Origin of the sequence: Citrobacter telavivensis (assembly GCA_009363175.1) — a bacterium.
In the GTDB taxonomy this organism is placed as follows: Bacteria; Pseudomonadota; Gammaproteobacteria; order Enterobacterales; family Enterobacteriaceae; genus Citrobacter_A; species Citrobacter_A telavivensis.
The window spans coordinates 1870290-1893049 of sequence record CP045205.1 but is presented as its reverse complement, the minus strand read 5'-3'; the positions used below and the strand labels follow the sequence as shown (position 1 = coordinate 1893049).

General features: G+C 55.7%; 20 protein-coding genes. 4 read left to right on the top strand and 16 right to left on the bottom strand.

The window, feature by feature from the left end; genetic code table 11:
• Nucleotides 1-84 precede the first annotated feature (84 nt).
• Nucleotides 85-1338 carry an aminotransferase class I/II-fold pyridoxal phosphate-dependent enzyme gene (locus tag GBC03_11280; protein QFS70743.1) on the bottom strand — a complete coding sequence of 418 codons (1254 nt, stop codon included), beginning with the start codon at nt 1336-1338 and terminating at the stop codon, nt 85-87.
• Nucleotides 1339-1665: 327 nt separating this feature from the next.
• On the opposite strand from GBC03_11280, the gene hmpA reads away from it, so the two are divergent.
• Entirely contained in the window at nt 1666-2856 is a 1191-nt protein-coding gene (hmpA, locus tag GBC03_11275; protein QFS70742.1) for an NO-inducible flavohemoprotein, read from the top strand.
• 166 nt (nt 2857-3022) lie between these two features.
• Here the strand turns inward: hmpA and glnB are convergent, their stop codons facing one another.
• From glnB to purL, 5 genes are all read right to left on the bottom strand, one after another.
• Nucleotides 3023-3361, bottom strand: a complete 339-nt coding sequence (gene glnB / locus GBC03_11270) for a nitrogen regulatory protein P-II (protein ID QFS70741.1) — start codon at nt 3359-3361, stop codon at nt 3023-3025.
• A 60-nt stretch (nt 3362-3421) separates the two neighbouring features.
• A complete protein-coding gene (gene glrR, locus GBC03_11265) occupies nt 3422-4756 on the bottom strand; it encodes a two-component system response regulator GlrR (protein QFS70740.1) in 1335 nt (444 codons plus the stop codon).
• Nucleotides 4756-5487: a two-component system QseEF-associated lipoprotein QseG gene (gene qseG, locus GBC03_11260; GenBank protein ID QFS70739.1), complete on the bottom strand. Its 732-nt coding sequence runs from the start codon at nt 5485-5487 to the stop codon at nt 4756-4758. Before qseG ends, glrR begins: the two co-directional genes overlap by 1 nt.
• A gap of 21 nt (nt 5488-5508) precedes the next feature.
• Nucleotides 5509-6939: a two component system sensor histidine kinase QseE/GlrK gene (qseE, locus tag GBC03_11255; protein QFS70738.1), complete on the bottom strand. Its 1431-nt coding sequence runs from the start codon at nt 6937-6939 to the stop codon at nt 5509-5511.
• A gap of 676 nt (nt 6940-7615) precedes the next feature.
• Complete coding sequence (gene purL / locus GBC03_11250) at nt 7616-11503, bottom strand: phosphoribosylformylglycinamidine synthase (protein ID QFS70737.1); 3888 nt, start codon at nt 11501-11503, stop codon at nt 7616-7618.
• Nucleotides 11504-11759: 256 nt separating this feature from the next.
• On the opposite strand from purL, the gene mltF reads away from it, so the two are divergent.
• Nucleotides 11760-13310: a membrane-bound lytic murein transglycosylase MltF gene (gene mltF / locus GBC03_11245; GenBank protein QFS70736.1), complete on the top strand. Its 1551-nt coding sequence runs from the start codon at nt 11760-11762 to the stop codon at nt 13308-13310.
• Between the two features lie 15 nt (nt 13311-13325).
• Here the strand turns inward: mltF and tadA are convergent, their stop codons facing one another.
• From tadA to murQ, 4 genes are read right to left on the bottom strand one after another with little or no spacing between them, the layout of a single operon-like run.
• Nucleotides 13326-13844 carry a tRNA adenosine(34) deaminase TadA gene (tadA, locus tag GBC03_11240; GenBank protein QFS70735.1) on the bottom strand — a complete coding sequence of 173 codons (519 nt, stop codon included), beginning with the start codon at nt 13842-13844 and terminating at the stop codon, nt 13326-13328.
• A 27-nt stretch (nt 13845-13871) separates the two neighbouring features.
• The gene (yfhb, locus tag GBC03_11235; protein ID QFS70734.1) at nt 13872-14507 is read right to left on the bottom strand and encodes a phosphatidylglycerophosphatase C; all 636 of its coding nucleotides are present in this window, start codon (nt 14505-14507) and stop codon (nt 13872-13874) included.
• Between the two features lie 3 nt (nt 14508-14510).
• Complete coding sequence (locus GBC03_11230; protein QFS70733.1) at nt 14511-15875, bottom strand: PTS sugar transporter subunit IIC; 1365 nt, start codon at nt 15873-15875, stop codon at nt 14511-14513.
• Between the two features lie 2 nt (nt 15876-15877).
• Complete coding sequence (gene murQ / locus GBC03_11225; GenBank protein QFS70732.1) at nt 15878-16780, bottom strand: N-acetylmuramic acid 6-phosphate etherase; 903 nt, start codon at nt 16778-16780, stop codon at nt 15878-15880.
• 116 nt (nt 16781-16896) lie between these two features.
• Here murQ and GBC03_11220 point away from each other — a divergent pair, with 116 nt between their 5' ends.
• Both GBC03_11220 and GBC03_11215 read left to right on the top strand, forming a co-directional pair.
• The gene (locus tag GBC03_11220) at nt 16897-17745 is read left to right on the top strand and encodes a MurR/RpiR family transcriptional regulator (GenBank protein ID QFS70731.1); all 849 of its coding nucleotides are present in this window, start codon (nt 16897-16899) and stop codon (nt 17743-17745) included.
• A 55-nt stretch (nt 17746-17800) separates the two neighbouring features.
• Nucleotides 17801-18061, top strand: a complete 261-nt coding sequence (locus GBC03_11215; protein ID QFS70730.1) for a YfhL family 4Fe-4S dicluster ferredoxin — start codon at nt 17801-17803, stop codon at nt 18059-18061.
• Here the strand turns inward: GBC03_11215 and GBC03_11210 are convergent.
• The 6 genes from GBC03_11210 to lepB all read right to left on the bottom strand — a co-directional run bounded on the left by GBC03_11210 (nt 18058) and on the right by lepB (nt 22754).
• Nucleotides 18058-18438, bottom strand: a complete 381-nt coding sequence (locus tag GBC03_11210; protein QFS70729.1) for a holo-ACP synthase — start codon at nt 18436-18438, stop codon at nt 18058-18060. The two genes, GBC03_11215 and GBC03_11210, sit on opposite strands and share 4 nt — an antisense overlap.
• Nucleotides 18438-19169, bottom strand: a complete 732-nt coding sequence (gene pdxJ, locus GBC03_11205) for a pyridoxine 5'-phosphate synthase (protein QFS70728.1) — start codon at nt 19167-19169, stop codon at nt 18438-18440. Before pdxJ ends, GBC03_11210 begins: the two co-directional genes overlap by 1 nt.
• A 16-nt stretch (nt 19170-19185) precedes the next feature.
• Nucleotides 19186-19896: a DNA repair protein RecO gene (gene recO, locus GBC03_11200; GenBank protein QFS73979.1), complete on the bottom strand. Its 711-nt coding sequence runs from the start codon at nt 19894-19896 to the stop codon at nt 19186-19188.
• Nucleotides 19897-19925: 29 nt separating this feature from the next.
• Nucleotides 19926-20831 (bottom strand): GTPase Era, encoded by a 906-nt coding sequence (era, locus tag GBC03_11195; GenBank protein QFS70727.1) that lies wholly within the window; start codon nt 20829-20831, stop codon nt 19926-19928.
• Nucleotides 20828-21508, bottom strand: coding sequence for a ribonuclease III (locus tag GBC03_11190; protein ID QFS70726.1), 681 nt, complete (start codon nt 21506-21508; stop codon nt 20828-20830). Before GBC03_11190 ends, era begins: the two co-directional genes overlap by 4 nt.
• A gap of 271 nt (nt 21509-21779) precedes the next feature.
• The gene (gene lepB / locus GBC03_11185; GenBank protein ID QFS70725.1) at nt 21780-22754 is read right to left on the bottom strand and encodes a signal peptidase I; all 975 of its coding nucleotides are present in this window, start codon (nt 22752-22754) and stop codon (nt 21780-21782) included.
• Nucleotides 22755-22760 lie beyond the last annotated feature (6 nt).

Genomic DNA, 22760 nt, shown 5'->3' with positions numbered 1-22760 from the left:
CGAAGATGTACCAATTTCGTCTGCAGGATGTTTGTCATCAGTCAAAAAGGCCGCTCGCGCGGCCTTTTTGACTTCTGCGATAACTTATGCGTAAACCGGGAAGCGTGCGCAGATATCCAGAACTTTACCTTTGATGCGCTCAATCACCGCTTCATCATTGATGTTGTCCAGCACGTCACACATCCAGCCTGCCAGCTCTTTCGCTTCCGCTTCTTTAAAGCCGCGACGCGTGATAGCCGGAGAACCGATACGGATACCGGAAGTGACGAACGGGCTTTTCGGATCGTTCGGCACGCTGTTTTTGTTTACCGTGATGTTGGCACGACCCAGCGCGGCGTCAGCTTCTTTACCGGTCAGATTTTTGTCCACCAGATCCAGCAGGAACAGGTGGTTCTCAGTACCGCCGGACACGACTTTGTAGCCACGATTCAGGAATACTTCCACCATCGCTTTGGCGTTTTTCGCAACCTGCTGCTGGTAGACTTTGAACTCTGGCTCCATGGCTTCTTTCAGCGCCACGGCTTTACCCGCGATCACGTGCATCAGCGGTCCGCCCTGCGCGCTTGGGAAAACGGCAGAGTTCAGTTTTTTGTACAGCTCTTCGTCACCGCCTTTCGCCAGGATCAGGCCACCGCGCGGGCCAGCCAGCGTTTTGTGGGTGGTGGTGGTCACAACGTGAGCATGCGGAACCGGGTTCGGGTAAACGCCTGCGGCGATAAGACCCGCGACGTGCGCCATATCGACGAACAGGTATGCGCCAATGCTGTCAGCGATTTCACGCATTTTTGCCCAATCAACCACGCCGGAATAGGCAGAGAAGCCGCCGATGATCATCTTCGGTTTGTGGGTCTGAGCCAGCTGCGCCATCTCTTCGTAGTCAATTTTACCGGACTCATCAATACCGTAAGGCACGATGTTGTACAGTTTGCCAGAGAAGTTAACCGGGGAGCCGTGAGTCAGGTGACCGCCTTGCGCCAGGTTCATACCCAGAACGGTATCACCCGGTTGCAGCAGCGCGGTATAGACGGCGAAGTTAGCCTGGGAGCCAGAGTGCGGTTGCACGTTAGCGTAGTCTGCGCCAAACAGTTCTTTCGCGCGGTCAATCGCCAGTTGCTCAACGATATCCACGTATTCGCAGCCGCCGTAGTAGCGCTTGCCCGGATATCCTTCAGCGTATTTGTTAGTCAGCTGAGAGCCCTGCGCCTGCATGACGCGCGGACTGGTGTAGTTTTCGGAGGCGATCAGTTCGATGTGCTCTTCCTGACGTACTTTTTCCTGCTCCATAGCCTGCCACAGTTCGGCATCATAATCGGCAATGTTCATTTCACGCTTTAACATCCGCATCTCCTGACTCAGCTAACGATAGAATTTTTGGCCTTAAAAGGCGGTCCTGTTGGACAACGGGCAACAGTATAACTGAATCATTCTGCGATAACAGGTCTTGACAAAGGAATTTACGCAAACGATTACCTTCACACGACACAAGGCTTTGCCGAATGAAGACCTTACAAATTTCAACGGATTTCTTTTCAGGTTTGTGATGCAGATTTTTCACGTTGTCGCTTTTAAAACGCAAAGCGTCAAAGAACCATTTACAGTGCGGGGGTATTTTTTATAAGATGTATTTGACATACATCATTAAAAGTTCACATAAAGGAAGACCGTATGCTTGACGCTCAAACCATCGCCACTGTAAAAGCTACCATTCCCCTGCTGGTTGAAACGGGCCCCAAACTGACCGCCCATTTTTACGATCGCATGTTTGCTCATAACCCTGAACTCAAAGAAATTTTTAACATGAGTAACCAGCGTAATGACTCCCAGCGTGAAGCCCTGTTCAATGCCATTGCCGCCTATGCCAGCAACATTGAGAATCTGCCTGCCCTGCTGCCTGCGGTCGAAAAAATCGCCCAGAAGCACACCAGCTTCCAGATCAAGCCAGAACAGTACAACATTGTCGGAACCCATCTGCTGGCGACCCTGGACGAAATGTTCAACCCGGGCCAGGAAGTGCTGGAGGCGTGGGGCAAAGCCTACGGCGTGCTGGCTAACGTCTTTATCAATCGCGAAGCGCAAATCTACCGTGAAAACGCCAGTAAAACCGGCGGCTGGGAAGGCACACGTCCGTTTCGGATCGTGGCGAAAACCCCGCGCAGCGCACTGATTACCAGCTTTGAATTTGAACCGGTGGACGGTGGCGCCGTGGCTGACTACCAGCCAGGCCAGTATCTGGGCGTCTGGCTGAAATCGGAAGGTTTTCCGCATCAGGAAATTCGTCAGTATTCTCTGACCCGTAAAGCGGAGGGTAAAGGTTACCGCATTGCCGTTAAGCGTGAAGAGGGTGGTCAGGTCTCCAGTTGGCTGCACAATCAGGCGCGCGTTGGCGACGTGGTGCATTTAGCGGCGCCGGCTGGCGATTTCTTTATGGCAGTTGACCACGACACGCCGGTTTCGCTGATTTCTGCCGGTGTCGGTCAAACGCCGATGCTGGCAATGCTGGATACGCTGGCCAACGCGCAGCACAGCGCCCAGGTCAACTGGTTCCACGCCGCAGAAAACGGCGATGTGCATGCGTTTGCCGATGAGGTAAACGAACTGGGTAAAACGTTGCCGAACTTTACCGCGCACACCTGGTACCGCGAACCGAGCGAAACGGATCGCGCTAACGATGCCTTTGACAGCGAAGGTCTGATGGATCTGAAGGCGATGAAAGCGGCTATCGATATTCCGGGAATGCAGTTCTATTTGTGCGGTCCGGTGGGCTTTATGCAGTTTGCCGCGAAGCAGCTTGTTGAACTGGGTGTGAATAACGAAAACATTCATTACGAATGCTTCGGCCCGCATAAGGTCTTGTAATTACGTCATGCCTGATGGCGCTGCGCTTATCAGGCCTACGGGATGTTGTAGGCCGGATAAGGTCTTGTAATTACGTCATACCTGATGGCGCTGCGTTTATCAGGCCTACGGGATGTTGTAGGCCGGATAAGGCGTTCACGCCGCCATCCGGCAAGCACGGCGCGGCTTAAATTGCCGCGTCGTCTTCTTCACCGGTGCGGATACGTACCACGCGTGCCACATCAAAGACGAAAATCTTACCGTCGCCAATTTTGCCCGTCTGCGCCGTACGGATAATGGTATCGACGCAGGTTTCAACGATATCGTCCGGCACGACGATTTCAATTTTGACCTTCGGCAGAAAATCCACCATATATTCCGCGCCACGGTACAGCTCGGTATGCCCTTTCTGACGCCCAAAGCCTTTCACTTCGGTGACGGTCATACCGGTGATCCCTACCTCAGCCAGCGCTTCACGCACATCATCGAGCTTGAAGGGTTTAATAATCGCATCAATCTTTTTCATGCTAGTCCTTGAAAAGGTCGCCTGTCTTTTAATCGGATAAACGTAACATATTACGCTGACTTATTCTTTGAAATCGTTTGCATCCAGCTCATGGCGCGACAGTAGCTTATAAAACTCCGTCCGGTTACGGCCCGCCATTCTTGCCGCATGCGTGACATTGCCTCGGGTGATTTGCAGCAATTTGCGCAGATAGTTCAGCTCAAATTGATTACGCGCTTCGACAAAGGTCGGCAGTGCAGTATTTTCCCCTTCCAGCGCCTGCTCCACCAGAGCATCGCTGATCACCGGCGAGGAGGTCAGTGCCACACACTGTTCGATCACGTTCACCAACTGACGCACGTTGCCAGGCCAACTGGCGGTCATCAGCCGCTTCATTGCATCCGTCGAAAACGCGCGCACAAACGGCTTATGCCGCTCCGCCGACTGGCGCAGCAGATGATTCGCCAACAGCGGAATATCTTCTGTTCGCTCCGCCAGCGCCGGAATTTTCAGACTTACCACATTGAGACGGTAGTATAAATCTTCGCGAAACTCACCGCGTGCCATCGCTTTCGGCAGATCGCGATGGGTTGCCGAGATGATGCGCACATCAATATCGATATCGCGGTTGCTGCCCAGCGGTCTGACTTTACGTTCCTGCAAGACGCGCAGCAGTTTGACCTGTAACGGCGCAGGCATATCGCCAATCTCGTCAAGGAACAGCGTCCCGCCTTCCGCCGCCTGAAACAGCCCTTCACGGTTGCTCACCGCGCCGGTAAACGCACCGCGGGAGTGTCCGAACAACTCCGACTCCAGCAGTTGTTCCGGTAGTGCACCGCAGTTGATGGCGATAAACGGTTTGCTGCTGCGCGGGCTGGCATTGTGAATAGCCTGAGCGAAGATCTCTTTCCCGGTGCCGCTCTGACCATTGATCAACACGCTGACGTCGGACTGCGCCACCATCCTCGCCTGCTCCAGCAGACGCAGCATCAGCGGGCTACGGGTGACAATCGATTCGCGCCAGCTATCGTCCGTGGCGGGCGCCGACTGTTCAAGCGCCTCGTCAATCGCCTGATACAACGCATCTTTGTCCACGGGTTTGGTCAGGAAGCTGAACACGCCTTTTTGCGTTGCCGCAACCGCATCCGGAATAGAACCGTGGGCGGTAAGAATGATGACTGGCATCCCCGGCTGAACCTTCTGGATCTCGCTGAACAGCTGCATGCCGTCCATCTCATCCATGCGCAGGTCGCTAATCACCAGATCCACTTTTTCACGGTTCAGAACGCGCAGACCTTCGGCCCCGCTCTCTGCGGTCACCACGCTATAGCCTTCACTGGTCAGGCGCATTCCCAGCAGTTTCAACAGACCAGGGTCATCGTCCACGAGCAGTAAATGCGCCGGTTTACGACTCATTATGGGGTCACCTCATCTTGTGAAGATACTGGCGCTTGTCCCTCAGACTTGTCGCCGCCATGTGTCGTATCCGGATTGTAATTTCCTGCCGGTTTACGGGTAGAAAGCTGTCGCTCAATATCGGTCAGGTTTTCCAGCTTGCGCGTCGTAAGATCGAGCTGCGCCTGAAGGTACTGATGCTGTTGACGCAGCGTATCCAGATCGCCATCGGTCGTTTGCTGCAGTTTGCTGTAGCGCTGGCGTTCTTCGGCGAGCTGGAGCTGAAGCGACTGGCCGTCGCGCCAGATCTGATAAAGCGGACGCACCTGCGCCGGGATTTGCGGGCTTAGCGCATCCAGTCGCGAGACGTTCTCACGACGTTCCAGCGGCGTGATTTTGGCGTTCGCCAGCAAGATGCCGCGCTTAAAGGCGTTTTGCCAGCTGTCGTCACTCAGCATGCGGGCTTCGCTACGCGACTGTACCGGCAACAGGCGATCCGCGCAGTCAATGGCGCGCAGCCAGTAAAGGGGATTGGTGTCGGTCGATTGCCCCTGCAATGCCCAGATATCGGTGCACTCAACCGACAGGTAGTCCGCCAGTTGATACGTCGGGAGAACGTCCTGTGGCGCATCTCCCGTGATGTGTTTCACCGCATGCGGCGTACAGCCCATCAGCGCAAGGCATGGCATCCCCGCCAGGATAACCTGACGGGAGAATAAACGTTGGAAAATGTGAACAAAAACGTGTGGCATATTCACCAGGCTTAGCGTTATTTAATCGTTTTTCGTTGCAGATAGCGGCAGTTCTATGCGAAAGCAAACCTCTTGCGCCTGTTCATCGACAAGATACAGCTCCCCCTGCATACGGCGGATACAATCTCTGGCGATGCTCAACCCCAGTCCACTCCCCTTCACTGCCCCTTTCCGTTGATGACTTCCCTGGAAAAAAGGCTCGAAAATCATGGTTCTTTCTGCTTCGGGGATAGGCGTTCCGGTATTGATAACATCGATATACACCGTAGTCCCCTGTAAGCGGCTGCGAATACGAATGTTACCGGATTCAGCCCCGTAGTGCACCGCATTGGAATAAAGATTGTCCAGTACACTCATCAGTAACATTGGCTCGGCAAGACAGCGTTCCGCCGCCAGTTCAATGTCGGTATGCATCATTTTAGCGCGAGCCGGTAGACTATGAGCGGAAACCACCATATCCACCAGCGGTTCAATCTCCACGCTTTCCATTTCAATGGCGCTGTCAGCCAGTTTGCGGTTGTAATCAAGCAGTTGCTCAATCAATTTTTGCAGATTGCGGCTGCTGTCATCAAGAATGCCAACCACTTCTTTTTGTTCCGGCGTCAGCGGCCCCACCACCTGATCCGCCAGCAGTTCGGTACCTTCACGCATACTGGCCAGGGGGGTTTTCAGCTCATGGGAGAGATGACGCAAAAATTGATGGCGCTGGGATTCCAGCCAGGAAAGGCGCTCGCTCAGCCAGATGATCCGTTGCCCAACGGAACGCAACTCGCGCGGCCCGGCAAAAGTGACGGTATTGCCCAGCGATCGCCCTTCCCCCAGCCGATTGATCATCCGCTCGATCCCCTTTACCGGCCCGATAATCATTCGCGTGAACAGCAGCACCATCGCCAGGCTCACCAGAAACAGCACCAGAGCCTGCCAGCCGAAGAACTGCCCGCGTTCGGCAATCTCCTGCTGCAACTGCTGCCCGCGCGAAAAAACCACGGTACGCGTCGCTTGCACCATTTCAGTATTGGCGTTGGCAAACGCTTCCAGACGTGCGGCGGCGGCGGTATCGGGTCCACTGTTACGACATTGCAGTTGTGCCAGACCGTTGAGATCCTGCCGCAACGCCTGATACAGCTTATCATCCGGCAGAACGCCCGCATGAGCATCCAGCATTTCACTGTAGCGTTTGCGCTGGCTCTGATACACCTTCGCCAACGTCGGATCGTCAAGGACGCAATACTGGCGGTAGCTGCGCTCCATCTCCAGCGCGGCATTGGTCATCGCCTCGCTGCGGCGCGCGTCAATAAGCGTGGTACGGTTCGTCAGCGCCGCCTGGGCGCTGAGTGCGTTCAGACTTTGCCACGCCTGCCAGGCGAGGACCAGCAGTGGTAACAGGATCAGCAGGAATGCCAGCGTCACCAGTTGGCGTAATGACCGGGGGAAAACAGACCAGCGCTTCAATGCGTTACTCTCACAACAGATGAATAGGACGATGCTAACTGAGGGGAACGCCAGATACAACAAAGCCGGGATGAACCCGGCTTTGTTGTGGAATAAGGCGGTGCCTAACTCGACGTTTCGCCCGATGGTTGATAAAGCAAAGCTATTATCAGAAGTTGGACGGCAGGCACCTTGTTGTGCGTCATTCGAAGTTTATGTAGCACGTCCCGAAGGGGCTGACATAAGAAGGTGAATGAGCCACTGGTTAGTATTATGCAGTAACTGTGCCAATATTCAAAACAATTATTTAACACAATGAATTTATTGAACTTTAAATGACATTCACATCATTAATAAAGTGAGCATTTTTCAACCAAACCGTCGCCAATTAGCAACACCTTAAACGCAATATACTTAGCTATATACAAATCAATAAGTTAAATGTCTCTTTTTGGAGACACTCCTGACGCATGTTTGTCGTGAATTCCCGACAGGCTTAATTAACGACAGTGATTATAAAGATACGCGAGACACACGACATAACGGCTGAGCACCTTCGGCCCTCATCCTGACTGACCGTGACGGGCTTACGCGGGGGAATTATTGTACGTACAGGAAGTCAAAAAATAACCTGCACCTGCGCCTGCCATAAAAAAAGCCCGGTAACGTCCACCGGGCTTTGATCATGACGAGTACCTTACCCCAACTGCTTGCGCGCATTGCGGAAGATACGCATCCACGGACCGTCTTCACCCCAGTTTTCCGGGTGCCATGAGTTACTGACGGTACGGAACACGCGTTCCGGGTGCGGCATCATGATGGTCACGCGACCATTTTCGGTGGTCACCGCGGTAATGCCGTTTGGCGAACCGTTCGGGTTAGCCGGGTAAGTTTCCGTGACGTTGCCGAAGTTATCGACGAAGCGCAGCGCGACCAGGCCTTTGCTTTCCAGTGCCGCCAGATGAGCAGCGTCGCGAACTTCAACACGCCCTTCCCCGTGCGAGACGGCGATAGGCATCATTGACCCGACCATTCCCTGCAACAGCAGAGACGGGCTTTGAGTCACTTCGACCAGGCTGAAACGGGCTTCAAAGCGATCCGAATGGTTACGCACAAAACGCGGCCACAGGTCGCTGCCAGGGATCAGCTCGCGCAAGTTCGACATCATCTGGCAGCCGTTGCACACCCCCAGCGCCAGCGTTTGTGGACGATGGAAGAAGGTTTCAAACTCATCGCGCACGCGGTTGTTGAACAGAATAGATTTCGCCCAGCCCTCACCCGCGCCCAGCACGTCACCATAAGAGAAACCGCCGCAGGCCACCAGCGCCTGGAAGTTACCCAGACCGGTACGGCCACCGAGCAGATCGCTCATGTGTACGTCAATCGCGTCAAAACCGGCACGCTGGAACGCCGCGGCCATTTCTACGTGGGAGTTCACCCCCTGCTCACGCAGCACCGCCACTTTCGGACGAGCACCGGTCGCAATGTAAGGCGCGGCGATATCTTCATTGATATCAAACGTCAGCTCCACGCTGAGGCCCGGATCGGCATCGTTGGTTTTGGCGTCGTGCTCCTGATCGGCACACTCCGGGTTATCACGCAGACGCTGCATCTGCCAGGTGGTTTCTGCCCACCAGATTCGCAGTGTGGTGCGGCTTTCGCTGAAGACGACCTGACCGTTGGCTTCGATAACAAAACGGTCGCCCTCGACGGCCTGCCCCAGGTAATGGACGCAATCGCCCAGACCGTGTTGTGCCAGCAGCGCTTCCACCGCCTCGCGATCCGCTGTGCGAACCTGAATAACCGCGCCCAGTTCTTCGTTAAACAGCGCCGCCAGACGATCGTCACCCAGGGTCGCGATATCCGCCTGAATACCACAGTGACCGGTAAAGGCCATTTCTGCAAGCAGAACCAGCAGGCCGCCGTCGGAGCGGTCGTGATAGGCCAGCAGTTTACGTTGCGCCACCAGCGCCTGCATTGCGTCGTAGAAGCCTTTCAGTTGCGCGACATCGCGCACGTCTGCCGGTGTATCGCCAAGCTGACGGTAGACCTGCGCCAGCGCTGTGGCACCCAGCGCATTATGGCCACGACCCAGGTCGATCAGCAGCAGCGCGTTGTCTTCGGTCGAAAGCTGCGGGGTGATGGTATGGCGTACATCTTCCACGCGGGCAAAAGCGGAAATCACCAGCGACAGCGGCGAGGTCATTTCGCGCTGTTCGTTGCCTTCCTGCCAGCGGGTTTTCATTGACATGGAGTCTTTGCCCACCGGAATGGTCAGACCCAGCGCCGGGCAGAGTTCTTCACCGACCGCTTTCACCGCTTCATACAGACCCGCATCTTCCCCCGGGTGACCGGCTGCGGCCATCCAGTTGGCGGAAAGCTTAATACGTTTGATATCGCCAATCTGCGTTGCCGCAATGTTGGTCAGCGCCTCGCCGACCGCCAGACGGGCAGAGGCGGAGAAGTCGAGCAGTGCTACCGGCGCACGTTCACCGATCGACATCGCTTCGCCGTAGTAGCTGTCGAGGCTGGCGGTGGTCACCGCGCAGTTAGCCACCGGCACCTGCCACGGACCGACCATCTGATCGCGGGATACCATCCCGGTCACGGTACGGTCGCCAATGGTCACCAGGAAGGTTTTTTCCGCCACCGTCGGCAGATGCAGAACGCGTTTTACGGCATCCGCGATGGTGATGTCCGCGCGGTTCAGCGCCTCACCTTTCGCCTTCAGCGTCTGGACGTCGCGGGTCATCTTCGGCGTTTTGCCAAGCAGTACGTCAAGCGGCAGGTCGATAGGCTGATTGTCGAAGTGACGGTCGTTTAACGACAGATGCAGCTCTTCGGTCGCCTCGCCAATCACCGCATACGGCGCGCGCTCGCGCTTGCACAGCTCGTCAAATAACGGCAGTTGATCCGCAGCAACGGCCAGCACATAACGTTCCTGGGACTCGTTGCACCAGATCTCCAGCGGGCTCATTCCTGGTTCATCGCTGAGGATGTCACGCAGTTCAAATTTACCGCCGCGTCCGCCGTCGCTGACCAGTTCAGGCATGGCGTTCGACAGACCGCCCGCGCCGACGTCGTGGATAAACAGGATCGGGTTGGCGTCGCCCAACTGCCAGCAGCGGTCGATAACCTCCTGACAGCGGCGTTCCATCTCCGGGTTATCACGCTGGACGGAGGCAAAATCGAGATCCGCGTCAGACTGGCCGGACGCCATGGAGGACGCCGCGCCGCCGCCCAGGCCGATGTTCATCGCCGGGCCGCCGAGGACAATCAGCTTCGCCCCAACGACTATTTCGCCTTTCTGCACGTGATCGGCGCGGATATTACCGATCCCACCCGCCAGCATGATCGGCTTATGATAACCGCGCAGCTCTTCGCCATTGTGGCTGTTCACTTTTTCTTCGTAAGTCCGGAAATAGCCGTTGAGCGCCGGACGACCAAATTCGTTGTTAAACGCCGCGCCGCCCAGCGGGCCTTCGGTCATGATATCCAGCGCGGTCACAATGCGCTCCGGCTTGCCGAAGTCTTCTTCCCACGGCTGCTCAAAACCCGGAATACGCAGGTTAGAGACCGAGAAACCGACCAGACCCGCTTTTGGCTTCGCGCCGCGTCCGGTAGCCCCTTCATCACGAATTTCGCCGCCGGAACCGGTCGCCGCCCCCGGCCACGGGGAGATCGCCGTCGGGTGGTTATGGGTTTCCACCTTCATCAGGATATGCGCCGGCTCCTGGTGAAAGTCGTAGCGTCCGGTCGCGTGGTCGGCAAAGTAACGACCCACTTCAGACCCTTCCATCACCGCCGCGTTGTCTTTATAAGCGGAAAGCACGTGATCCGGGGTGGTCTCAAAGGTGTTTTTGATCATCTTGAACAGCGACTTCGGCTGTTGCTTGCCATCAATAACCCAGTCAGCGTTGAAAATCTTGTGACGGCAGTGCTCAGAGTTCGCCTGCGCAAACATGTAGAGTTCAATATCGTTCGGGTTGCGCCGCAGTCGGGTAAACGCGTCTTGCAGATAATCAATTTCGTCATCCGCCAGCGCCAGACCGAGACGCAGGTTAGCGTCAATCAACGCCTGACGGCCTTCACCCAGCAGGTCAACGCTTGCAACCGGCGCAGGCTGATGGTGGGCAAACAGTTTTTCAGCGTCGGTTAATGAAGAGAACACCGTCTCCATCATTCGATCGTGTAGTTCAGCGGCAACCTGCTGCCACTGTTCAGCGGTCAGCGTGGAGGCCTCAACATAATAAGCGACGCCGCGTTCCAGACGGTCAATCTGTTGCAGACCGCAGTTATGGGCGATGTCCGTCGCTTTGGAAGACCAGGGGGAGATGGTGCCAGGACGAGGCGTCACCAGCAGCAGTTTCCCTTCCGGGGTGTGGCTGCTCAGGCTAGGGCCGTATTTCAGCAGACGGGCAAGCTGCGCGTGCTCATCCTCGTTCAACGGGGCGTTCAGGTCAGCGAAATGGACGTACTCGGCGTAAATATTGCTTACCTGGAGGTTGGCAGCCTGAAAACGTGCCAGCAGTTTGTTAATACGGAATGCGGACAGTGCAGGCGAACCACGCAGAATTTCCATCATAAGTCTCTCGTCTTCTAAGCTTTCGGTGTGCCCAAGTGGGGAAACGGGCGTCATTATAAAGAATCTGAGCCGCAGACGAAACCGTTTGCGTCGAAATAAAATCACCCCGCATTGTTGTCATACGATGCTATCGATAGCGCTAATTAGTTGCCAACTGGCGCAAGTTTAAGCAAAATGCCGCTCATTGATGAATAATCCTGGTCTTTCTATTTCTTTTCCCATCCTGAGGCAACGCACGGTTCAGAGAATTAACTAATTGAAAAAATTAAAGATTAATTATCTGTTCATCGGCATACTGACGCTGTTGCTGGCGGCGGCCCTCTGGCCCTCAATCCCCTGGTTCGGTAAAGCTGATAATCGTATCGCCGCGATCCAGTCGCGGGGAGAGTTGCGCGTGAGCACCATTGAGTCGCCGCTCACCTGGTCAAAACTTAACGGTAAGCCGTACGGGCTCGATTATGAGCTGGCGCAGCAGTTCGCCAGCTATCTGGGCGTAAAGCTGAAGATTACCGTACGCCAGAACATCAGCCAGTTGTTTGACGACCTCGATAATGGCAACGCCGACCTGCTGGCGGCCGGGCTGGTCTACAACAGCGAACGGGTGAAAAACTATCAGCCGGGGCCAACCTACTATTCAGTATCCCAGCAACTGGTCTACAAAGTGGGCCAGTATCGTCCCCGCTCGTTGGGCAGCGTGACGGAAAGTCAGCTCACCATCACCCCAGGACATGTGGTGGCGAACGATCTGCAAACCCTGAAACAGACAAAATACCCTGAACTGAGCTGGCGGATCGACGAGAAAAAAGGCTCAACTGAACTGCTTGATGCGGTGATTGCCGGTCAACTGGATTACACCATCGCCGACTCTGTCGCCATCAGCCTTTACCAGCGCGTCCACCCCGAACTTGCCGTTGCGCTGGACGTCACCGACGAACAGCCGGTGACCTGGTTTAGCCCGCTGGATAATGACAACTCGCTATCTGCCGCCCTGCTCGATTTCTTCAACGGCATGAATGAAGACGGCTCACTGGCACGTCTCGAAGAAAAGTATCTGGGGCACGGCGATGATTTTGACTATGTCGATACCCGCACCTTTCTGCGCGCGGTTGACGCCATGCTCCCCGACCTGAAACCGCTGTTTGAGAAATACGCCCAGGAGATTGACTGGCAGCTGCTTGCCGCGATTGCCTGGCAGGAATCACACTGGGATCCGCAGGCCACATCGCCCACCGGCGTGCGCGGCATGATGATGCTCACTAAGAACACCGCGCAAAGTCTGGGTCTGACCGACAGGACCGATCCTGAGCAGAGCATCAGCGGTGGGGCGCGCTATTTACAGGACATGATGAGTAAAGTGCCGGACACCGTGCCGGAAAACGAGCGCATCTGGTTTGCGCTGGCGGCCTACAACATGGGTTATGCGCATATGCTTGATGCGCGGGCGCTGACGGCCAAGACGAAGGGCAATCCGGACAGTTGGGCGGACGTCAAACAGCGCCTGCCCATGCTCAGTCAAAAACAGTATTACAGCAAGCTGACCTATGGCTATGCGCGCGGACATGAAGCCTACGCCTATGTTGAGAACATCCGTAAGTATCAGATAAGCCTGCTGGGCTATTTGCAGGAGAAAGAAAAGCAGCTGGCAGAAGAGATGAAACTGGCTGAGGAGTATCCGGTCGTCTCGCCGACAGATTTTGGCAAACAGCGACGACCGCTCGTCGCCTTCCTGTCACAATCGTCATCTGGCTATCTGACGCACTCTCCATCACTGCTGCGTTTACCGCAGAAGAAAGAAGAGAAGAAGTAAACAGAGCCGCAATGGTTACTGACCTGCGGCTTTCTTCAACGCTTTGATCTCCTGACGGCGCATGCGGAAGAAATCGCTGAGCAGCGTCGCACACTCCTCACGCAGTATCCCCTCAGTGACCTCAACGCGATGATTCATTCCCGGATGATGAAGGACATCCATCAGCGAACCGGCTGCACCGGTTTTTGCATCACGCGCGCCGAATACCACGTGACGAATGCGACTGTGCACCATCGCACCCGCGCACATGACGCACGGTTCAAGGGTCACGTACAGCGTCGCATCAATCAGACGATAGTTTTGCTGGACCAGGCCGCCCTGGCGCAGCGCCATGATCTCTGCGTGCGCGGTGGGATCGTGATGGCCAATCGGGCGGTTCCACCCCTCGCCAATCACGCGATTGTTGTGCACCAATACGGCACCGACCGGGACTTCTCGTTCATCCCAGGCGCGCTTCGCCAGCGTTAACGCGTGACGCATCCAGTATTCGTGGCTAAATTCAACATCTGACAAAGGGAGTACTCCGGTAATCATAGCGGGCGCATTATACTATGATTTCAACTATTCCAGTTGCTGGAGTTCTCCACGAGGCGTAACGCGCCAGCGGTGCTGACAAAAATAGAGCAGCGGGTTGTCCTGATTACTGTCGCTGTAGCCGCTGTAAAGGCGCAGCGGCGTGCCGATCTTACGTTCAAGCTGAGCCACTTTTTCGTGTCCCAGACAGCGCAGGGTCAGCACCCAACCGCCGTATCCTCGCGTCATCTGACTGGCGATCAGATTCACGCGCGGCAGCCACGGCGTATCAATGTAGACCTGTTCCACCAGCGACTGCGGCGAACCGGTGATGAGCCAGATATCGGCATCAGAACTGAGCAGATAGGTGGTCAGACGTTCCTGCACCTGAGGAAACGCCGTGACGTTCTGTCGAAACCAGCGGACAAAATCGGCATGTCTGGCCTGTAAACGAGCCTCGCGATGACCGAAGGTACACCCCCACAGCAACAGACTCATCGGCCAGCGCGCGGCGCGCCCTTTGATCAGTAATGCGCCAACGATCACCGGCAACAACGGCAGCACGAGCAGCGCATTCAGCGGCTGGCGACGCAACAGATAGCGCAGGAAACTGCCGAACATATCCTGCTGATGTAACGTACCATCCAAATCAAAAAAAACGACACGACGCGCGTGATTGGTCAAACCTTACTCCTCGGGATCGTTGAATCCTAACAGCCAGGTAAACAAAAACCCGGCTATGACTGCTACTAAATAGCCTAACAGATAGAACATCACTTTTCCGGCAACAATCGTTAACGCCAGCGGCAATCCGGAAATGCCAAAGGTGATAACGGTTGCGACCTTCCAGTAGCTGATCAGCGCCCCGCCTACCGCGCCGCCCAGGCAGGCCCCCATGAACGGCTTGCCCAGCGGTAACGTGACGCCAAAAATCAGCGGTTCGCCAATCCCGAGTAATCCTACCGGTAATGCCCCCTTAATCACTTTTTTCAGCCGCGCGTTACGGGTTTTCATCAGCACGGCAATCGCCGCCCCCACCTGCCCGACGCCTGCCATCGCCAGAATGGGAAAGAGCGCGTTGTAGCCGTGAGCCTGCACCAGCTCGACGTGAATTGGCACCAGTCCCTGATGCAGCCCCGTCAGCACCAGCGGCAGGAATGTTCCCGCCAGGACCGCGCCCACCAGCAAGCCGCCGCGATCGATAGCCCAGGACGCGCCTTGGGCTATCGATTCTGAAATCCAGCCGCCCAGCGGTTGCAGCGCCACAATCGCAATAGTGCCGGTGATGATCGTCGTCAGCAGCGGATTGAGGATCAGCTCCAGCGAGCCAGGCAATATCTCGCGGAACTTACGCTCGATCCAGCACATCAGCGCCACCACCAGCAGCACGGCGATAACCCCACCGCGGCCTGGCTGCAACGCTTCGCCAAAGAGGGTAATTTGCGCCAGTTGCGGACTCGACAGGATGCCCGCCATCACGCCCCCCATCGCCAGCGAACCGCCGAAGACTTTGGCAGTATTCACCCCCACCAGAATGTTCATGATGGCAAAGACCGCACTGCCGAAGATCCCCATCAGCCCCAGCATATTGGGATAATGGGTGGCGAAATCACCGACGATATCCGGGCGCTTGAGAATGTTAATAATGCCGGTGATTAAACCGGAAGCGATAAACGCCGGGATCAGGGGAATAAAAACGTTCGCCAGTTTGCGTAGCGCATCGCTCATGGGCGCTTTGTACTTCGCTTTCGCCTGCGATTTCGTGCGCTCAATATCATCGCCGACCGGGCGCTCTCCCCCTTCTGTCAGTAGTGAACGCATGGCATCAACGACCTTTGCCGCCTTGCCGGGCCCGACGATAAGCTGATGCTGCGCCCCCTGCTTTACGTAGCCACTGACGCCGGGTAGCTGTTTCAGACGCGGGATATCCAACGCCGCATCGTCCTTCACCTCCACCCTGACGCGCGTCATGCAATTTTCCAGACGCAGAATGTTTTGTTCTCCGCCTATCCCCAGCAGAATGTCGCTGGCAAGGGTCGCCGTCTTATCCATAGTTACCTCGATGAGTCTGCTAACGCAGCCCGTAAAAATCCCTGATGGGTGGCCAGTTTTTCTCGCGCCGCATCGGCGTTGAGGCCACTGAGCGCCATGAGAATGGCCGGTTTCACATCAAAATCGGTCTGCTTCAGCAACGTTTGTGCCTCAGCACGCGCAATGCCAGTGGCTTCAACCACCATCCGGCATGCGCGGTCCATCAGCTTGATATTGGTGGCCTTCATATCCACCATCAGGTTCTGGTAAACCTTGCCACACTTCACCATCGCCCCGGTGGAGATCATATTGAGCACCAGCTTTTGCGCGGTGCCGGATTTCAACCGCGTTGAGCCTGTCAATGCTTCCGGCCCTACCACAGGAGAAATCGCGATGTCGGCTTCCCGGGCAATAGGAGAGTCGGGATTACAGGAGATAGCGACCGTGGTACAGCCCGTTTTGCGGGCATATTTCAGTCCGCCGATGACATACGGCGTACGCCCTGAGGCCGCCAGTCCAACCACCAGATCCTGCGGCGCGAGGTTCAGGGCAATCAGATCGTCTTCACCGAGCTGCGCATTGTCTTCTGCCCCTTCAACCGCTTTCAGTAAGGCCCCCGGACCACCGGCAATCAGCCCCACCACCAGACCGTGAGGAACGCCAAACGTGGGTGGGCATTCAGACGCATCCAGCACGCCGAGTCGGCCGCTGGTCCCCGCACCCATGTAGATAATCCGGCCACCGGATTTTAACGCTTCAGCCGCTGCATCGACGGCGCTCGCAACATCGGGCAATGTTGCTTTTACTGCTTCCGCTACCAGCGTATCCTGTTGATTAAAACGGTGAACCAGCTCCAGCGTCGACAGCGCATCGAGGTCCATTGTTTGCGGATTACGGGTTTCTGACACTAAAGCACCGAGATTCATGTTTGCTCCTCAGGAATTTTTAATTCATATTAGCGACCAATAATGGAATATAATATTCGTACAGGCGAGTGAAATTTCATTTTGTTGCCGCCATCACGTTTTCGCCAGGAGAGACCATGAACTGTTTGATTCGCATCCGCCAGCGCTACCCGGGGTTTGCGCAAAGCGATAAAAAACTCGCGGACTATCTTCTGATCCAACCCGATGCCGCCCGACACCTCAGTTCACAGCAGTTGGCAGCCGAAGCGGGCGTCAGCCAGTCAAGCGTGGTGAAATTCGCGCAAAAGCTCGGCTATAAGGGGTTCCCGGCGCTGAAACTGGCGATCAGCGAAGCGCTGGTCAGCAACCCGAACCCGCATTCCGTGCCGGTGCATAACCAAATCCGCGGCGACGATCCCCTGCGTCTGGTCGGTGAAAAACTGATCAAAGAGAACGTGGCGGCGATGCATGCCACGCTGGATGTCAACGACGAAGAGAAGTTGACCGAAAGCGTAACGATGCTGCGCAACGCCCGCCGGATTGTGTTAACCGGGATTGGCGCATCCGGCCTGGTGGCGCAGAATTTTGCCTGGAAACTGATGAAGATCGGTCTGAACGCCATTGTTGAGCGCGATATGCATGCGCTGCTGGCCACGGTTCAGGCGCTGACGCCAGACTCTCTGCTGGTGGCGATTTCCTACAGCGGGGAACGTCGGGAACTGAATCTGGCAGCAGAGGAAACCCTGCGCGTCGGGGGGCAGATCCTGGCGATCACCGGGTTCACGCCCAATGCGCTCCAGCAGCGCGCCAGCCACTGTCTGTATACCATCGCGGAAGAACAGGCCACCCGCAGTGCGGCTATCTCATCAACCCACGCGCAAATGATGCTCACCGACCTGCTTTTTATGGCGCTGGTACAGCAGGATCTGGAGCACGCACCGGGACGTATTCGCCACAGTGAGGCGCTGGTAAAAAAACTGGTCTGAGCAAAGAATGCGCGTATAATGCCCGCCCGGTTTGTGTTGTTTTGAGAGTTTCCTGATGGCCCTGTTAATCACAAAAAAATGCATCAATTGCGATATGTGCGAACCCGAATGCCCGAATGAGGCGATTTCGATGGGTGACAGCATCTATGAGATTAACAGCGACAAGTGCACCGAGTGCGTCGGTCATTACGACACGCCCACCTGCCAGAAGGTGTGCCCAATCCCCAACACGATCCTTAAAGATCCGGCACATGTCGAAACGGAAGAACAACTCTGGGACAAGTTCGTCCAGATGCACCACGCCGATAAAATCTAACTTTCGATAATGACCGTGGCGCAGGCATAGTGACGTTCATCGGCCAGCGTCACGTGCATATGCGCAACGCCCAGTTTCTCCGCCAGCGCGAGCGCCTCTCCCCATAACCGCAGGCGCGGTTTACCGAGCGCATCGTTAAACACTTCAAACTGATTAAACGCCAGCCCATTGCGGATACCGGTACCAAAGGCTTTCGCGGCGGCCTCTTTGACGGCAAAGCGTTTAGCCAGAAAACGCACCGGCTGCTGGTGCGTTTCCCAGATAGCCCATTCGTTATCGCTGAGCACCCGTCTGGCAAGCCGATCACCGGAGCGGGAGATCACCGCTTCTATGCGAGCGATCTCCACGATATCGGTGCCTAATCCAAGAATGGCCATTAGCCGCGCGCTTCCAGCATCAGACGCTTCATTTCCCCTACGGCTTCACGCAATCCGCTCATTACCGCGCGACCAATAATCGCATGGCCGATATTCAGCTCGTGCATTTCCGGCAGTGCGGCGATAGCTTTGACGTTGTGATAGGTCAGACCGTGCCCCGCATTGACCTTCAGCCCCAGACTCGCCGCGAAGGTCGCGGCTTTCGCGATGCGCGCCAGCTCTTGCGCCTGTTCTGCATCGGTTTTCGCATCCGCGTAGCAGCCGGTATGAATTTCAATGTATGGCGCGCCGACATCTGCAGCCGCTTTGATTTGCACGTCATCCGCATCAATGAACAACGAGACAAGGATCCCGGCGTCAGCCAGACGTTTGCAGGCATCACGCATTTTGTCGCGCTGCCCGGCTACGTCCAGACCGCCTTCAGTGGTCACTTCCTGGCGCTTTTCCGGCACCAGGCAACAGAAATGCGGTTTGGTTTCAACGGCAATCGCCAGCATCTCTTCCGTCACCGCCATTTCCAGATTCATACGCGTGTCCAGCGTCTGGCGCAGAATGCGGACATCGCGGTCGGTAATGTGGCGGCGATCTTCGCGTAAATGGACGGTGATGCCATCAGCACCCGCCTGCTCGGCAATGAATGCCGCCTGAACCGGATCCGGATACGCGGTACCGCGCGCATTACGTAACGTGGCAATGTGGTCAATGTTGACGCCTAACAGTAATTCAGCCATGACAATCCTCGTGATTTTATGTTCGCTTCGGCATGAACTGCCGGAATAATTCGCGGCTCTTTAAGGGCTTACCACCAAGATACGGCTTCAGCGCTATGCGGGTAAAGCGTTTCGCCGCGCGCAGCGTATCGATATCCGGAAATTCGCGTTCTGCCAGCGCCCGCAGATGGCGTCCGGTAAAGGTACTGTTGTCGATCACGACACTGGCGATAAAGCCTTTCTCCTCGCGGTAGCGGTAGGTCATGGCGTCATCCACCGGCTCACCGCTGCCCGCACAGTGCAGGAAATCGACCCCATAACCGAGATGACCGAGCAACGCCAGTTCAAAACGGCGCAGCACAGGCTCCGGCGTTCCCGTTGCCCCCGCCAGTGCCTGTATGCAGTGCAGGTAATCGAAAAAGAGTTCAGAAAAGCGGGTCTCGTGCTCCAGCACGCGGGCGAGCAGCTCATTGACGTACAGACCGCTGTACAAGGTGATACCACTCAGAGGAAGCGCCAGAGAAACGGCTTCTGCGCTACGCAGCGTTTTGACTTCGCCACGTCCACCAAAGCGGACTAACAGGGGGGTAAAAGGCTGGAGTGCACCCTTCAGATTAGAGCGTTTAGAACGAGCGCCTTTGGCAACAAGGCGCACGCGACCCGACTCTTCCGTGAAGACGTCCAGCATCAGACTGGTTTCGCTCCAGGGACGGCTATGCAGGACAAATGCGCGCTGCCAGCCCTCCATCATGCTCGTCGCCTGTTCAGAGCGCAGGTTTAGAGATCGTCGACGTAACCGAGACTGCGCAGCGCGCGTTCGTCATCGGCCCAGCCGGATTTCACTTTCACCCACAGTTCAAGGTGAACCGGGGCTTCAAACATTTCCTGCATGTCTTTACGCGCTTCAATACCAATGGTCTTGATTTTGGCCCCTTTGTTGCCAATGACCATCTTCTTCTGCCCTTCGCGCTCGACGAGGATCAGCCCGTTGATATCGTAACCGCCGCGTTCGTTAGTCACAAAACGTTCGATTTCCACGGTCACCGAGTACGGCAGCTCAGCGCCCAGGAAACGCATCAGCTTTTCACGGATGATTTCAGAAGCCATAAAGCGCTGTGAACGATCGGTGATGTAATCTTCCGGGAAGTGATGCTCCGCTTCCGGCAGATGCTTACGCACGATGCCCGCAACGGTGTCGACATTCATCCCGGTTTCCGCAGAGATTGGCACGATGTCGAGGAAGTCCATCTGACTTGCCAGGAACTGCAGGTGCGGCAGCAGATCGGCTTTATCCTGCACGTTATCCACTTTGTTGACGGCCAGAATCACCGGCGCTTTACCGTCACGCAGTTTGTTGAGCACCATCTCGTCGTCCGGTGTCCAGCGAGTGCCTTCCACCACAAAGATCACCAGTTCAACATCACCAATGGAGCTGCTGGCGGCTTTGTTCATCAGACGGTTAATCGCGCGTTTTTCTTCCATGTGCAGGCCCGGGGTATCGACGTAAATCGCCTGCCATGCCCCTTCGGTATGGATCCCGACAATGCGGTGACGCGTGGTCTGCGCTTTACGGGAGGTGATCGAAATCTTCTGCCCGAGCAGGTTGTTCAACAGCGTGGATTTGCCAACGTTCGGGCGTCCAACGATAGCAATAAATCCGCAGTAAGTTTTTTCGTCGCTCATTCCAGCTCCAGTTTTTTCAACGCCTGTTCGGCGGCAGCCTGTTCCGCCTTGCGACGGCTTGAACCTGTGCCAACCACCGGTTCACTCAGGCCGCTAACCTGGCAGTGGATAGTAAATTCCTGATCGTGCGCTTCACCACGCACCTGCACCACCAGATATGACGGCAGCGGCAGATGGCGGCCCTGCAAATATTCCTGCAAACGCGTTTTCGGATCTTTTTGCTTATCGCCTGGACTGATTTCGTCCAGACGAGTCTGATACCAGTTGAGGATCAGCTTTTCGACGGTCTGAATATCACTGTCGAGGAAGACCCCGCCAATCAGCGCTTCGACGGTATCGGCCAGAATCGATTCGCGACGGAATCCGCCGCTTTTCAGTTCGCCCGGCCCTAAGCGCAAACACTCGCCCAGATCGAACTCACGGGCCAATTCAGCCAGCGTATTACCGCGCACCAGCGTCGCGCGCATACGACTCATATCACCTTCGTCCACACGCGGGAAGCGGTGATAAAGCGCATTCGCAATCACAAAACTTAAAATTGAGTCGCCAAGAAATTCTAAACGCTCGTTATGTTTGCTGCTGGCACTGCGGTGGGTTAATGCCTGCTGCAACAGCTCCTGATGAGTAAAAGTGTAGCCCAGCTTCCGTTGAAGCCGATTAATTACGATGGGGTTCATGCGATACCAATAAATAAATGCGTCAACAATTCAGCACACGAAACAGACCTGATATACGTAGCATTCTATCAGCCGCGCTAAGCAGCTTATGTCGCTCATATAGGGGACCAACGCTGTTTCGTGTGCCGTGGCGACCAGGAGGCGCCAACCTGAAACTTCGGGGGAATATTCTATACACAACGACAAGGGATGTCGTTAGCCTGGACGGATTTATCGAAGAAATAATTCACGTTGCCGTCATAATGACGGCAACGTGAACGATTCGCAGCAATTAGTGAATACCACCAATGCGGCTTAAACGAACGCCAGTAGGCCATTCGCCTTCTTGTTTGTCGAAACTCATCCAGATAGCAGTGGCTTTGCCAACCAGATTCGCTTCAGGGACAAAGCCCCAATAACGGCTGTCTGCGCTGTTATCGCGGTTGTCACCCATCATGAAATACTGGCCCGGCGGCACAATCCAGGTCGCCAGTGGCTGCCCAGACTGCTGGTAATACATCCCCACCTGATCCTGAGCAATCGGCACGGTCAGAATGCGGTGCGTCACGTCGCCCAGCGTCTCTTTACGCTCAGACAGACGAATACCGTTCTCTTTCGTTTCGCTCAGAGGGATCTCGAAGAAACCACTGGTGGCCTCTCCACCGTTACGACGTGCAAACGTCTGCACAAAATCGCTCGGCTGAACGTCGCTATAGGTGACAGGTAACGCGTTTTCACACGCCTGGCCCGAACGGCAACCCGGTTGAATAGTCACTTCTTTCGCGACCGGATCATAGGTTACTTTATCGCCGGGTAAACCGACTGCCCGCTTGATGTAATCCAGACGCGGATCTTCCGGGTATTTAAAGACCACGATATCGCCACGTTGTGGATGACCCGTTTCGATCAGCGTTTTCTGGTAAATCGGATCTTTAATACCGTAGGCGAATTTCTCCACCAGGATAAAATCACCGATCAACAGTGTCGGCATCATCGAACCCGACGGGATCTGGAAAGGTTCATAGATAAACGAACGCACGACCAGCACGATAGCCAGCACCGGAAAAACCGAGGCACCGGTTTCCAGCCAGCCAGGCTTCGGCGACACTTTCTTCAGCGTTGCTTTATCCAGTGAATCTCCGGCAGCAGCCTGCGCTGCCGCCTGACGCTCCCGACGTTTTGGCGCGAAGATAAATTTATCCACGCACCACAACATGCCCGTGACCAATGTGGCAATCACCAGAATCAGGGCAAACATATTCGCCATGCCAAC